General features: G+C 46.4%; 8 protein-coding genes. 4 read left to right on the top strand and 4 right to left on the bottom strand.

What is annotated here, in order from left to right:
- The first annotated feature begins 54 nt into the window (after positions 1–54).
- The 4 genes from prpC (at position 55) to WA381_RS00695 (ending at position 6,360) form a co-directional block, all read left to right on the top strand.
- The gene (prpC, locus tag WA381_RS00710) at positions 55–1,179 is read left to right on the top strand and encodes a bifunctional 2-methylcitrate synthase/citrate synthase (protein WP_156086850.1); all 1,125 of its coding nucleotides are present in this window, start codon (positions 55–57) and stop codon (positions 1,177–1,179) included.
- Between the two features lie 18 nt (positions 1,180–1,197).
- Complete coding sequence (gene acnD / locus WA381_RS00705; RefSeq protein WP_156086851.1) at positions 1,198–3,789, top strand: Fe/S-dependent 2-methylisocitrate dehydratase AcnD; 2,592 nt, start codon at positions 1,198–1,200, stop codon at positions 3,787–3,789.
- 11 nt (positions 3,790–3,800) lie between these two features.
- Positions 3,801–4,982 carry a 2-methylaconitate cis-trans isomerase PrpF gene (prpF, locus tag WA381_RS00700; RefSeq protein WP_101565673.1) on the top strand — a complete coding sequence of 394 codons (1,182 nt, stop codon included), beginning with the start codon at positions 3,801–3,803 and terminating at the stop codon, positions 4,980–4,982.
- 121 nt (positions 4,983–5,103) lie between these two features.
- Positions 5,104–6,360, top strand: a complete 1,257-nt coding sequence (locus WA381_RS00695) for a response regulator (RefSeq protein ID WP_014950537.1) — start codon at positions 5,104–5,106, stop codon at positions 6,358–6,360.
- Between the two features lie 10 nt (positions 6,361–6,370).
- Here the strand turns inward: WA381_RS00695 and WA381_RS00690 are convergent, their stop codons facing one another.
- The 4 genes from WA381_RS00690 to arcB all read right to left on the bottom strand — a co-directional run bounded on the left by WA381_RS00690 (position 6,371) and on the right by arcB (position 12,872).
- Positions 6,371–7,948 (bottom strand): sodium:solute symporter family transporter, encoded by a 1,578-nt coding sequence (locus WA381_RS00690; protein WP_156086852.1) that lies wholly within the window; start codon positions 7,946–7,948, stop codon positions 6,371–6,373.
- Between the two features lie 101 nt (positions 7,949–8,049).
- Positions 8,050–9,756, bottom strand: a complete 1,707-nt coding sequence (locus WA381_RS00685) for a PH domain-containing protein (RefSeq protein ID WP_156086853.1) — start codon at positions 9,754–9,756, stop codon at positions 8,050–8,052.
- A complete protein-coding gene (locus WA381_RS00680; RefSeq protein WP_156086854.1) occupies positions 9,756–10,310 on the bottom strand; it encodes a PH domain-containing protein in 555 nt (184 codons plus the stop codon). The genes WA381_RS00685 and WA381_RS00680 overlap by 1 nt, the downstream gene beginning before the upstream one ends.
- A gap of 207 nt (positions 10,311–10,517) precedes the next feature.
- Positions 10,518–12,872 (bottom strand): aerobic respiration two-component sensor histidine kinase ArcB, encoded by a 2,355-nt coding sequence (gene arcB, locus WA381_RS00675; protein WP_014950541.1) that lies wholly within the window; start codon positions 12,870–12,872, stop codon positions 10,518–10,520.
- Between the last annotated feature and the right edge of the window lie 28 nt (positions 12,873–12,900).

Below are 12,900 nucleotides of genomic sequence, written 5' to 3'. Positions count from 1 at the left end.
TTCTATATTTTTAAAAAAGTACCTTACAAATTATACAAGACCGGAGACAACAAGATGGCTAAACAGTTAAGTGGCGCGGGTTTACGCGGCCAAGTTGCAGGCAAAACAGCATTATCAACCGTAGGTAAATCAGGTTCTGGTTTAACGTATCGTGGTTACGACGTAAAAGACTTAGCGCAAAACTGTCAATTTGAAGAAGTGGCGTATCTTATTCTTAAGGGCAAGCTACCTAATCAGTCTGAGCTAGACGCTTATAAAGCAAAACTTCGCGGTATGCGCGGTCTTCCTACCGCGCTTAAAGAAGTACTAGAGCGCATTCCTAAAAATGCCCACCCAATGGACGTACTTCGCACGGGCTGCTCAATGCTAGGTAACCTTGAAATGGAAACCAGCTTCGACCAGCAACAAGATGTTACGGATCGCATGTTAGCTTGCTTCCCAAGTATCATTTGTTACTGGTACCGCTTCTCGCACGACGGCGTGCGCGTAGACGTTGAAACCGATGACGACTCAATTGGAGGTCACTTCCTTCACATGCTTCACGGCGAAAAGCCGCGTGAACTTCACGAACAGGTCATGCATGTATCGTTAATTCTTTATGCTGAGCATGAATTTAACGCGTCTACCTTCACTGCACGTGTTTGCGCTTCAACCTTATCTGATATGCATTCTTGTGTAACGGGTGCTATCGGCTCACTTCGCGGCCCGCTTCACGGTGGTGCTAACGAAGCCGCCATGGAAATGATCGAGGGCTTTACCTCTGCTGATGACGCAGAAGAAAAAATGATGGGCATGCTTGAGCGCAAAGAGAAGATCATGGGCTTTGGCCATGCTATTTACTCAGACTCTGACCCGCGTAACGAAATTATCAAGAAATGGTCTGAAAAACTGGCTGCTGATGTGGGTGACGACGTACTTTACCCTGTGTCTGTTCGCTGTGAAGAAGTGATGTGGCGCGAGAAGAAGCTTTTCTGTAACGCCGATTTCTTCCACGCCTCTGCGTATAACTTCATGGGTATTCCTACACCGCTATTTACGCCAATCTTCGTAATGTCTCGTCTAACTGGTTGGGCGGCACACGTTATGGAACAGCGCGCTGACAACCGTATTATTCGTCCGTCAGCAGAATATACCGGCGAAGAACTACGCCCAGTGCCAGCTATTAGCGAACGCGCTTAAGATTAAGGTTGGGGTTTTATGAATATTGATTACCGTAAACCGCTTCCTAACGCGGGTATCGATTTTTTCGATACCCGTGAAGCGGTAGATGCTATTGAGCCTGGCGCCTACGCCAAGCTGCCTTACACCTCTCGTGTACTGGCTGAGAACTTGGTGCGTAAATGCGCCCCTGAAATGCTTACCGACTCACTTAAACAGCTGATTTATCGCAAGCGCGACTTGGACTTTCCGTGGTTTCCTGCTCGCGTAGTGTGTCATGACATTTTAGGTCAAACGGCACTGGTAGACTTAGCGGGGCTTCGCGATGCTATTGCCGCAAAGGGCGGCGATCCGGCGAAGGTTAACCCCGTAGTTCCAACACAGTTGATTGTGGATCACTCATTAGCTGTAGAGCATGCTGGTTTTGAGAAAGACGCGTTTGAAAAAAACCGTGCAATTGAAGACAGACGTAACGACGACCGTTTCCACTTTATCAACTGGACAAAAACGGCATTTAAGAACGTGGATGTTATTCCCCCGGGTAACGGCATTATGCACCAAATCAACTTGGAGCGTATGTCGCCGGTTATTCAAGCTCGCGATGGTGTAGCCTTCCCAGACACACTAGTAGGTACCGACAGCCACACGCCGCATGTTGATGCACTTGGTGTAATTGCCGTAGGCGTTGGCGGCCTTGAAGCGGAAAGCGTTATGCTAGGCCGGGCGTCTTACATGCGTTTGCCTGACATTGTAGGTGTTGAGCTAACGGGTAAACCACAGCCTGGCATTACCGCAACCGACATCGTACTAGCATTAACTGAATTCTTGCGTAAAGAGCGTGTAGTCTCTGCGTATCTTGAATTCTACGGTGAAGGTGCATCGCATCTAACGCTTGGCGACCGCGCAACCATTTCGAACATGACACCGGAATACGGTGCCACTGCAGCCATGTTCTACATTGACCAGCAAACTATTGATTACTTGCGCCTAACAGGACGTGAGGAAAAGCAAATTGCACTAGTTGAGCAATATGCTAAGCACACAGGTTTATGGGCTGATGATTTAGAAACTGCCGAGTATGAGCGGGTGCTTACGTTCGACCTTTCTGCTGTTGGCCGTAACATGGCTGGCCCTTCTAACCCACACGCACGTTTACCTACCAGCGATTTAGAAAGTCGCGGTATAGCAGCGAAGTGGACCGAGGAGGAAGGCAAAATGCCTGATGGCGCGGTTATTATCGCGGCTATCACAAGTTGTACCAATACATCTAACCCACGCAATGTAATTGCTGCAGGTTTACTTGCTCGAAATGCCAACGCGCGCGGTTTAACCCGTAAGCCGTGGGTTAAGAGCTCACTAGCACCAGGCTCTAAGGCCGTTAAGCTGTATCTTGAAGAAGCTAACCTGATGAGCGAGCTGGAAGATTTAGGCTTTGGCGTGGTTGCCTTTGCGTGTACTACCTGTAACGGTATGAGCGGCGCGCTAGACCCCCAAATTCAGCAAGAGATCATCGACCGCGATCTTTACTCAACAGCTGTATTGTCGGGTAACCGTAACTTCGACGGCCGTATTCACCCTTACGCAAAGCAAGCATTCTTAGCATCGCCACCACTGGTTGTAGCTTACGCCATCGCCGGTACCGTGCGCTTTGATATTGAAAAAGGCATATTGGGCACCGACAAAGAAGGCAACCCAGTAACGCTTAAAGATATTTGGCCAAGCGATGAAGAGATTGACGCTATTGTAGCGAAATCGGTTAAACCAGAGCACTTCAGAAAAGTGTACGAGCCAATGTTCGATTTAAGCGTGGACTACGGCAAAGACATTAACCCGCTTTATGACTGGCGTGAAATGAGCACCTACATTCGTCGCCCGCCCTATTGGGAAGGCGCAATGGATGCTGAGCGCACCATGAAAGGTATGCGTCCACTGGCTATTTTGGGAGATAACATCACCACCGATCACTTGTCGCCTTCAAACGCTATTTTAGCCAGCAGCGCGGCAGGTGAATACCTCCACAAAATGGGCTTACCGGAAGAAGACTTTAACTCGTATGCCACACACCGTGGTGACCACTTAACCGCACAGCGCGCTACCCTTGCGAACCCGAAAGTGTTCAACGAGATGGTGCTGGAAAACGGTGAAGTGAAGCAAGGTTCACTGGCGCGCGTTGAGCCAGAAGGACAAGTTATGCGCATGTGGGAAGCTATTGAAACCTACATGAACCGCAGACAGCCGCTGATTATTGTTGCTGGCGCTGACTACGGTCAGGGCTCGTCACGAGACTGGGCAGCCAAGGGCGTGCGCCTTGCGGGTGTTGAAGTGATTGTAGCTGAAGGTTTCGAACGTATTCACCGCACTAATCTAATTGGTATGGGCGTATTACCCCTTGAGTTTAAACCAGGCACAACACGTAAAACCCTTGAGCTAGATGGCACAGAAACGTACGACGTAAGCGGCGAACCGTCACCAGGGGCAACGCTTACGCTAGTAGTAAACCGCCAAAACGGTGAGCAGCTAGAAGTACCAGTAACCTGTCGCCTAGATACCGCAGAAGAAGTCTCTATTTACAGCGCAGGCGGTGTATTACAGCGCTTCGCCAAGGACTTCTTAGAAGCTGAAGCTAGCTGAGGGGAAAAAACATGACAAAGTATGCGCCACAACTTCGAGTACCGGCTACCTACATGCGTGGCGGTACCAGTAAGGGTGTGTTTTTCAATTTAACCGATTTGCCAGAAGCCGCGCAAAAGCCAGGTCCGGCGCGCGATGCCCTGCTTCTGCGCGTAATTGGCAGCCCCGATCCGTACGGTAAACAAACCGACGGTATGGGCGGTGCTACATCAAGTACCAGCAAAACCGTTATCTTAAGCAAAAGTGAACGTGAAGGTTACGATGTCGACTATCTATTTGGTCAAGTAGCCATAGACAAGCCATTCGTAGACTGGAGTGGAAACTGCGGAAACCTAACGGCAGCCGTAGGCGCATTTGCGATAACCAATGGGCTAGTGGATAGAAGTAAATTACCAGAAAACGGCATTGCCACCGTCAACATTTGGCAAGCCAATATCAACAAAGCCATTATCGCTAAGGTGCCAATGACTAACGGGGAAGTACAAGAAACGGGCGACTTTGAACTAGACGGTGTCACCTTCCCTGCCGCAGAAGTAGAAGTAGCCTTTGTTGACCCAGCTGACGGTGAAGGGGCAATCTTCCCGACAGGACGATTAGTCGACACACTTGAAGTTCCAGGCGTAGGCTCACTTCAGGCGACCATGATAAACGCGGGTATTCCGACTATTTTCATCAACGCAGAAGATATTGGCTACACAGGCACTGAACTGCAGGATGATATAAACAGCGACTCCGAGGCGCTGTCCAAGTTCGAAGCAATTCGTGCACACGGCGCGGTTCAGATGGGGCTCATCAATGATGTGGGTGAAGCTGCAAACAGGCAGCACACACCAAAAGTCGCGTTCGTTGCACCTCCAAGAGGTTACCAAGCTTCCAGTGGCAAAGATATTTTGGGTTCAGACATTGATGTATTGGTTCGCGCACTGTCTATGGGGAAACTTCATCATGCTATGATGGGCACGGCAGCAGTCGCGATCGCAGCGGCTGCGGCGATACCCGGCACTCTTGTAAATATCGCAGCTGGCGGCGACGAAAGAGACTCGGTTACTTTTGGGCATCCATCTGGAACGCTTAGAGTAGGAGCAAGAGCTACGTTTGAAGACGACAAGTGGCAAATTAAGCAAGCTGTAATGAGCAGAAGCGCACGTATTTTGATGGAAGGCTCCGTGCGTGTTCCCGCTGAACAAAGTTAGTACAACGCAATGTTATATAAGAATAAAATTATTTAGACATAAGTATAAAACGCCCTCTCTTTGAGGGCTTTTTTGTCTATAATTGGTTATTATCGAAGCCTAAGTGCCGAGAGTAGATCACATGTATAAAGTTCTTGTAGTAGAAGACAGTCTCACTGTCCGAAAGATTGTAAACAAACTTATTGAGGATAATCCTCACTTTACGTGTGATCTGTGCGAAGATCTTGCGGAAGCTAAAAGTGCCCTCGAGAGTGACACCGAATACTTGGCAGCCATCGTCGACTTAAACCTTCCCGACGCGCCCAACGGCGAAAGCGTTGAACTTGCACTTTCCTACAACGTTCCAACCATCGTACTTACTGGAAATTTCGACGAATTTACCCGTGCTCAGTTACTCGATCAGGGCGTACTGGATTACATCACAAAAGAGTCTCGCTATTCATACCTTCAAGTGTCTAAACTTGTAGACCGTTTAAGAAAGAATCTCACTACCAAAGTGTTGGTGGTGGAAGATTCTAGAACGAGCCGAAATCACATTTGTTCATTACTTCGCAAATTCCAATTTCAGGTACATGAAGCGAACGATGGCTTAGAAGCGTTAGAAGAGCTTGATAATCACCGCGATATTAAAATGGTTATTGCTGATCACCGTATGCCCAATATGGACGGTTATGAACTGGTTAAAGCAATACGCCACGAAAAACGCATGCAAGACTTGGTATTTATCGGTTTATCGGCAAACGGCGACAGCGTGTTGACCTCGAAATTCATTAAAAGCGGCGCCAATGACTTCCTGTCCAAACCGTTTTATCACGAAGAATTCTACTGCAGAATTATGCAAAACCTTGAATCACAAGAAATGATTCAAACCATTAGAAATTCAGCAAACTTAGACCCGCTAACCAAGGTATACAATCGCCGTTTTCTCTACGAAAAAGCAGAGGAGTTATTTGCCAATAAAGCGTCGAGAAAGGATGTCATTGTGTCTATGATCGATGCTGACAACTTCAAAAGTGTAAACGATACCTACGGCCATAAAACGGGTGACATGTTATTGCAGGAATTTGCAGCATTGTTAAAAGATTACTTCCCCGACGATCTTATTGTGCGCTATGGGGGTGAAGAATTTACGGTGGTATCGGTAAGGCCACCTAAAGTGTATCTATCTGCGCTTTCAGCGTTTATGGATGCAGTGCGCTCTACTATTTTTACCAATCACAAGTTCAATATCACGTGCAGTATCGGCGTATGTACCGAGGAACACAAGTGCTTGGAGTCGCAGTTAGAAGTGGCTGATGCGCGCTTATACGAAGCTAAGCACGCGGGCAAAGATCAGATCATTCTGAGAGACTCAGTCGCCAAAACAGTAGAAGCGTAAATCACTGAGTCTACTGCAGCCAACGCGGCATTAAGTAGCAAACAACGACCAATAAGCAAAAATAGCCAAGCAATAGGGTGGCAATCGGCTTATCAATCAGTAAGCGTCGTTGACCAGAGGTGGTGATCGTCGCTGTATCGTTTTCATCATTAGCTGACAAAACAGACAAGATAATAGCGGGTATCACTGTGCTCGCGAACCCCGTTACATTCCACCAAAACCAAAACACGTCCTCGACAAAAAATGCGAACGACAAATTAGTCAGCACGCCACACATCAGGCCGGTATTGACCTGTGTGGCATTTATCTTCTTCGTTAGCATGCCAAGTAGAAACACAGCCAAGACAGGACCAAAAAAAACAGAGCCCACTTTGTTCACCGCTTCTATTACGGTAGGCGCTATATCGCCAGCATTGAGCGAAAGCAGCAATATAATCCCTCCCCAAAGCAAGCCCGCAAACTTAGCATGACTCAGGTAGCCTTCAGGTTTTGCGCGTTTCCGAGTGAGTTTGAAATAATCTTCAAGCGAAACAGCGGCAAGAGAGTTTATTGCTGAGCTCAGTGATGACATGGCTGCAGCAAGAATAGCTACCACAAGCAAGCCGATAAGCCCATGAGGTAAATAATTAAGAATAAAGACCGGCATAAGCCAGTCCGGATTATCTTTAGGAATTTGCGATAGCAAGTTGGCGTCGTTAAACGCTAGTGTGCCAACCACCAAGCCTGCTAAACAATATAGAAGTGTTATAGGGAACCTGAAAATGCCATTGGCTAACATCATCTTTTTAAGATCGCTTTCCGATTTCGCTGACAATGCCCTCTGTGCTTCTGATTGATCACAACCGTAGTATGAGGCGTAGAGGATCACGCCACCTAGCACCATAGGAAAAAAGCCGAAGCCGTCACCATTTAAACCCAGAGATGAAAAATTAAGGGTAGAGACCCGCTCGCTTGGAAGTAACTGTAGAAAGTGCTCCCAACCGCCTAATGCGTTAAGACCAAAAGCAATGCAGATAGCTGTGCCCAAAACGATGACAACCATTTGTACCGCGTCACCATATACAACTGCTTTCATGCCTCCTTGTAAGGAGTACAAAACGGTAATCACACCAATGAGTAATATTGCATGCGTGGATGAAACCTGCATGGTTCCTTGCAATATAATGGATAGCGCGTAAACCATTATGCCGGTAGCGAAGGCTCTGCTAAATTGAAATACAACACTGATACAAATACGGGTAGAGGTAGAGAAACGTCGCTCAAGATAGTCATAAATACTCACCACACCGCTTCGATATAACGTAGGCAACACGGTGGTAATGAGTAAAAGCATGGCTAACGGAACTGCCAGTTCATAAGAGAGCCAAATCAGCCCTCCCCCCTCACGGAAGCCGACAAATGCAGGAGCGGAAATGAAACTGACCGCCGAGAGTTGCGTCGCCATCACTGAAAGTAACAGCGGTTTCCAACTTAAGCTTCTTCCAGCTAGAAAATAATCTTTCTTTGACTGCTGTCCACGCAAGCTAAAGCCGATGACGAGTAAAGTGATGAGGTAAATCGCGATGACACTGTAATCAAGAATATCCATATAGACGCAAGGTTAAGCAACTAAATACCTACCATTACATAAACTCGGTCTATTTGCATAAAAAACGTATAAAAAAGCAGCGCTCAAAGAAACAGTGTACGTTACATCCAAGATCTTCTGGTTGACTCCACCTCGAATAGCACACTATCTGCTAGTTTATTGACGTAGTCTTCTGGTAGAAACGGCACAGTCACCGCCCCCGAAGCCAGTACAAACTTAACGGTGGCCTGTTTTCTTCGCTTCATAAACACGCTTTGCTTAACGATAACTTGCTGCGCTTTATAGGGCTCAAAGCACTGATAATCGACACCTACTCTACCTCGCCTTATGTAAACGTACTTATTGTCATAGGCTATTCCCCATCGCCACCACCTAAGCGTAAGCAAAAGCGCTACCGCACCATAGACAACGAGTGCACCAAGCATAATGTCTAGGTGGGACGACGCGGCGCCTATGGTGAAAAAGATCGCCAATGGCAATGTCCAACCCGCAAGCAACCAAAAAGTAATAAATCGCTTACTAATGGTTTGATAATCTTGACCTCGCAGGTCACATCCTGGCATCACTTCTTGACTAAGCGCGAAGGCTTCATCTTCGGTTACCGATGGCACAATAAGCTTATTTGGCGAAATCAGTTCTTGCATTTGCTGCCCAGCCGTTGAGTTCTGCTCAAAATACAAATTCACCCGCTTTAGTATTTTATCCAGCCAGTCTTGCTTCGCCGTAATCATTTGGATGCGTGAAGCTCGCATGCTGACTTCCAGTTTATTAAGTAAGCCGCTGCGACGGATATAACGATCACCTGTTCGTGAAAGTGTGTAGCCGTAAAAAGTGAAAAGCGCGCCACCAACACTCAGCAGTGCCACTAACGCCATAAGCATCATGAGAATGACAAAGGCATACAATCCAAATTGCCACCACGCAACCGTTTGTTCCCCAACCAGCTGATTAAGCTGCAAGCCTTTATCGGCTAACCACTCTGAAACCAGACCGAACACATCGTCATAAAAAGGTGCCGCAGCACCCAGTATGATCCACACGCGATTGTTGGTGATACCGTGAATAATAATGTCTTTCACGGACCGTCGATTTAATACTTCTTCATTTGAATGGGAAGAATCTACCGCTTTAGCGCGCGTTCGTGGCGTGGAAAAAGATGAACTCTGCTCGTCGGATAAATCTTCATTTGGCAAACAATCTAGGTCACCTTCATCGTGCAGAGCTTTTTCATACAACACCTGCTTTTTTAGCGCTTCAGCATAATCTTCAGGAACCGCTACAATTTTAGCTTCTTCTTTCCCACTTCCTGCGGTATCAAGCACCACTAGCGCGTACCCAAAAGGTCGGTAATAAAAAGGGCGTTCTATCTTAACGTTTTGAATACGCCACAAGGGCAAGTTGGTATAGCGGCGTTGAAACACGCCATGATGAATCTCAACGTGCTGGTTGTGCACGCGAAACTTGTACATTAAAAAGCTTATTACGCCGCTGACACTGGTAGATAGAAAGAGGATTCCAGCACCGATTAGTACTTCAGGCGACAGCAGGTTATCCCAAATATTGAACGATATGGCTAAGGCGGGAATGGTATAAATAAGCACTTGAGCCGAGTTGGTAAAATTGCGAATAGTAAAGTACAAAATAGAAATTAGAGAGAGGCGCTGCCACTCATCACCCGTTTCTACTTTAAGTTTCGGTTCTTCCATATTAGCATCTTGCCCATGGGACTTGAGCGCAGTATCTTCTTTCAGCTCTTTTGACTGATTAAGTGTAGGCGCTTGGTGTGAGGGCGTTTCTGATACCGTCATTAGCGTGCACCTATATCTTTATGAGCAAGAATGAACTCACGCAACTGCTCTGCCCTTTCAATGCTTAACCCAGGTATCTCAAACGTGTGCATTTCACCACCAGCCGAAAACACCTGAAGTGAGGCAAGACCCGCCCACCTGTCCAATGGACCGCGATTAACCTCTACATGCTGAACACGCAAAATAGGTTGGCACGAAAGTTTTCTAAAAATTAGCCCTGACTGCTTACTGATGTCTTGCTCTCGAATCGCATAAAATACGCGTACATCAGCAAAAAAGTGGTACAGCGCCCATAGAGAGCCTACAGCGACGATACCAGCAACAACATACGGGTAGGCTTGCAGCAGTCCTTCTGGCAATGACCAAAAGCTTTGGAATCGTAACGCAGAAGCAATACCGATTAGCACTAAGGCTATCAATCCAATGGAGAGGATATTTAGTGTCCGGTACTTTTTGGATATAGGAAGTAATGCGAGCGTTTGAAGTGAGGGAATTTCCTCAACACTGAGCTGATTATTCGAAAACACGGTTTCTTGTTGTGCGCTAATTGTCATCGCATTAATTCCTTTTACCACTGTATAAATAAGATCAGCCTGCCGCCTTTTTTTAAGGAGAGGCTTAGCTACTTAACTACTTAACTACTTAGCTACTTTGCTACTTAGCAACGCTGCTCTGAACGCTTTCTCTAGCGCAGTTTTTATAACAAAAAAGAGGGCAAGCCCTCTTTTTTACGTTTCCTATTAAAGAGCGCGTTATGCTAACTAGTCATCAACCTGCTGTTCATTCAGCCAATCGTGTAGTGCCTTCATGTCGTGCTGAACCGCCATTTGTAACTCTTCCACCCAATCATGCACGTTCTCCCACCATGTAGGGTGGTCGCCTTGCTGAATTTGATTAGCAATACGCTGTACACGAGCCAAACCAACAGAGCCAGCGGCGCCTTTAATTTTGTGAGCCTGTGAGCACACTTCTGACTTTTCGTCCGCACTTAAGCTTAGCTGCAGTATTTCCATGTATTCAGGCATTTTTTCTTGGAATACTTTAACGCTAGCGCGCACCATTTCATCCCCTATGGTATCAACTAACATCTGTAACAAGTCCATATCTAAAATGTTACTTAATGTTTTGTTAGGTTCAGGGCGCTCTACTTCGCCATCAATTTCAAGCGGTGCAGGTGGTGCATGGAACAGCTCGTTAAACACCTCGATAACGCGAGATTTTTTAATCGGCTTAGCAATAACGTCATCCATACCGTTTTCTAAGTATTCATCACGCTTTTTAATGACGTTTGCCGTTAGCGCCACGATGGGCGTTTGCATAACCAGATCTTCTTCAATAATCGTACTTGCCACATCGAATCCGGTCATGTCAGGCAATTGAATATCAAGCAAGATAAGGTCGTATTGGTTTTCCCTGACTTTGTCTATGGCTTCTTGACCGGTCATTGCTACATCGACTTTCTGGCCAAGCTTCTCGAGCAAGGCTTTAGCGACCATGACGTTCAATTCAATATCTTCTACTAACAAGATATTGAGCCCTGTCACTTGAAGCTGCGCGACTTTCATCGGGCTATTAGAAATTTGAACTGGCAACACAATTTCAAAACGGGTGCCTTTACCCACTTTACTTGAAACGTGAATTTCACCTTTCATCAAGTCGACCATTTGCTTACAAATTGCCAATCCAATACCGGTACCTGTGGCCGATTGGTGGTCAGGGTGATCAACCTGATAGTACATGGCAAAAATCTTATCAATTTCGCTTTCAGGAATACCTACGCCCGTGTCTTCAATCACAAATGTTACATACGCCTTATCACCATCAGGTTTCGTCGATGAAACCGTTAGACTTACGTGACCTTTTTGTGTGAACTTCACTGCGTTAAACAGGATGTTCCATAATATCTGACGAAGGCGCGTACCATCTATTTCAACAAGACGGGGAAGCGGCTCGTTAATTGTCGTTTTAAGCTCTAGCTGTTTGTCGGCTGCAAGTAAACGAATAATGCTGCTAAGTTCTTCGGTAAAGTCTTTCAACGATATGGTTTTTAGACTCAGCTCAAGCTTATCTCTGTCTAACTTATCAAGGTCGATAATATCGTTAAAAATATTACCTAATGTTATAGCGCTGGCGTATATCGTACTTACCCAGTTAAATTGTTCTTCACTCAACTCCGTATCACGCAGCATACGGCTTAAGCCCACAATACCGTTTAGCGGTGTGCGTAGCTCATGACTTATGGTTGCGATAAAGCGAGTTTTGTCGGTACTTGCTTTTGCAGCAGCATTTTCAGCTTGCTTACGCTCAGTCATGTCTCGACCGAACGACAACAAGCCAAGGCGATTACCGTCTTTATCGAAGAAAGGTACACGCTTCATTTCGAAGTAACGACGACGTCCATCAGCAAAGCGAAGCCACAGCTCTTCTGTGATACTGGCGTTGGTTTCTAGAACTTCGTGATCACTCGCTACAATTTGGCGGGCAAGCTCTTCCTCATATACGTCTTTTGGCGTTAAGCCAAGCAGCTCTTGCTCGGTTTTGCCCGTCATAAGCTCCGCTATACGGTTACAACCAGCAAACCTGCCTTCTTCATTTCGGTAATATATTAAGTCTGGTGAGGCATCGATGATTGAACGTAACAAGGTTGATAAGCGGCGTGCTTGTGCTTCTTGTTCTGATTTATCCTGAATTTCTTTTTCTAAGTCTTTAAACAGCGCCTCACGCTCTTCTTGTGCTTGCTTGCGCTGCTCTATCTCGTGATTAAGCTGTCTGATGTTGCTTTGAAGTTCGCGGTTAAGAAAGACATCTTCTTCACGCAAACTTTCCAACTGGCTTACCACTTCCTTTAAGTTGGTACGTGAGTTTTCTAATTGCTTGATTAACTCACTAAAGAAATAAAGTACCCAAGGCGCAGATAACATGGTCAGTACTACAGCACTGATGAAGTCATCGGGCTGAACCTGGCTTCCCATGCTCACGCGAATTACGTATGAGCCCCCTAGCGTAAACACAAGCGAAAGAACAACAAACAATATGCTGAGCTTTAGAGTGCCAAAACGCTGAACAAATTGGGCAAAGCGAATTGCCCAAGAATCGTTTGGTGAATCTGAATGCATGTACGTCTAATTTAAGCTTATTTTGCGG

The organism is Alteromonas sp. CH_MED4-4 (assembly GCF_037029575.1).
Lineage (GTDB): Bacteria > Pseudomonadota > Gammaproteobacteria > Enterobacterales > Alteromonadaceae > Alteromonas > Alteromonas macleodii.
The sequence above is the reverse complement of the archived record's forward strand: the minus strand, read 5'-3'. Positions and strand labels throughout refer to the sequence as shown.